At 69.0% G+C, this 1,625-nt stretch carries 1 protein-coding gene and 1 pseudogene; one reads left to right on the top strand and one right to left on the bottom strand.

All coding sequences use genetic code 11. From position 1 onward, the window contains the following. The coding region (locus JMF90_RS36330) for a HipA domain-containing protein (protein WP_236598121.1) at positions 1–1,304 on the top strand (1,304 nt) is incomplete at its 5' end. Positions 1,305–1,373: 69 nt separating this feature from the next. On the opposite strand, the pseudogene JMF90_RS36325 reads toward JMF90_RS36330, so the two are convergent. Beyond that, positions 1,374–1,625, bottom strand: a pseudogene (locus tag JMF90_RS36325) (oxidoreductase); the annotation flags it as partial.

The raw sequence follows: 1,625 nt of genomic DNA, 5'->3' as shown, positions 1-1,625 counted from the left end.
TGGCGGCTAGAACGCTGATCGCATCCGCGAACGGCGTGCGCATGGGCACGCTGACAGACGACAAGGGGATCTGGTCGTTCGCGTACGACCCGCAATGGCTCGCGTCACCCGTCGCATATCCGCTGTCGCCGGCGTTTCCGCTGCGCGCGGGCGTGTTCACCGACACATCGACCGATCGCCCGGTCCAGTGGTTCTTCGACAACCTGCTGCCCGAGGAGGGCATGCGCACGTCGCTCGCGCGCGAGGCGAAGGTCGATGCGGCCGACGCGTGGGGCCTGCTCGCATACTTCGGCCGCGAATCGGCCGGCGCGCTGACGCTGCTGGCCGATGGCGAGCAGGAAACGCCCGGCGGCCTGCAGCCGCTGCCGCTCGACGAACTCGAGCGCCGGATCCAGGCGATGCCCGAGCGCGCGCTGACCGCCACCGCGCCCAAGCGCATGTCGGCGGCCGGCGCGCAGCAGAAGCTGCTGCTGGTGTTGCGCGGCGATGCGCCCGACTACGCGCTGCTCGAGCCGGTCGGCAGCGAACCGTCGATGCACCTGCTCAAACCCGACATGCGCGCGGCCGGCTATCCGCATTCGGCGATCAACGAGTTCTTCTGCATGCAGCTCGCGAAGAAGATGGGGCTCGACGTGCCGGACGTGCATTTCCTGCGCGCGCCGTCCGCCTGCTACGTGATCGACCGGTTCGACCGCGACGTCGCGTCCGAACCGGCCGCGCGCGTGCATACGATCGACGCGATGCAACTGCTCAACTACGACCGCGGCTTCAAGTACCAGCGCGCCAATGCGCAGGAGCTCGCCCGCGCGATCGAGCGCACCAGCACGCGCGCACTGACACGCCTGTCGGTGTTCCGCTGGACCGTGTTCAACGTGGTGGTCGGCAATGCCGACGCGCACCTGAAGAACCTGTCGTTCTTCGTCGACGCGCGCGGCTACCGGCTCGCGCCGTTCTACGACATCGTCAGCACGGTCGTGTATCACACGCCGACGCACCGGCCCGACCATCGCGGCGATCACTGGCCGCACTGCGAGCTGACGATGCCGCTCGGGAATGCGACGCGGTTCGTCGATATCGACGCGAATGCACTGGTCGCGTTCGGTCAGGCGCTCGGGCTCAGGGACAAGGCGGCCGCCAGCGAACTGCAGCGCTTTCTCGAGCCGCTCGATCGTCACGTCGAGCAGACGCTCGATGAAGTGCGAAACATCGCGCATCCGGACGCCGGGGAAATGCGGTTGCTGAATTCGATCGTCGCAATGCCGATCGCGGAGATGGGGCGCGCGCTGCGGCAAGCGCGCGGATAGCTTGCCGCGCGCGAGTATCGAACCGCCGCCGATACCCGCGCGGCGCCCGGCCTGGCAAATGCCTGGGCGTCAGCCCCGCGCCGCAAAGGCATCGACGCCCGTCGCTGCCGCGGACCACGCCCACAGCCGCGCCGCCTCCTCCGGATCGATCGCGTGCGGGCGCACGCCCGATTCCTCGTTGCCGCGGGTCACCGCCGCAACATCGCAATCCTCGCAATAGACACCGCCGAGATCGGCCAGGCGCGGCGACGTCGCCGCCCATACCTGCGTTGCCGCTCCCTGCGCGGGCGTCTTGAACGTCGGATCGATCGGCACGCCGTG

It is taken from the genome of Burkholderia sp. E168m23 (assembly GCF_016586125.1).
GTDB lineage: Bacteria > Pseudomonadota > Gammaproteobacteria > Burkholderiales > Burkholderiaceae > Burkholderia > Burkholderia orbicola.
Note: the sequence above shows the minus strand (reverse complement) of the source record. Positions and strands in the feature narration are given on the sequence as shown.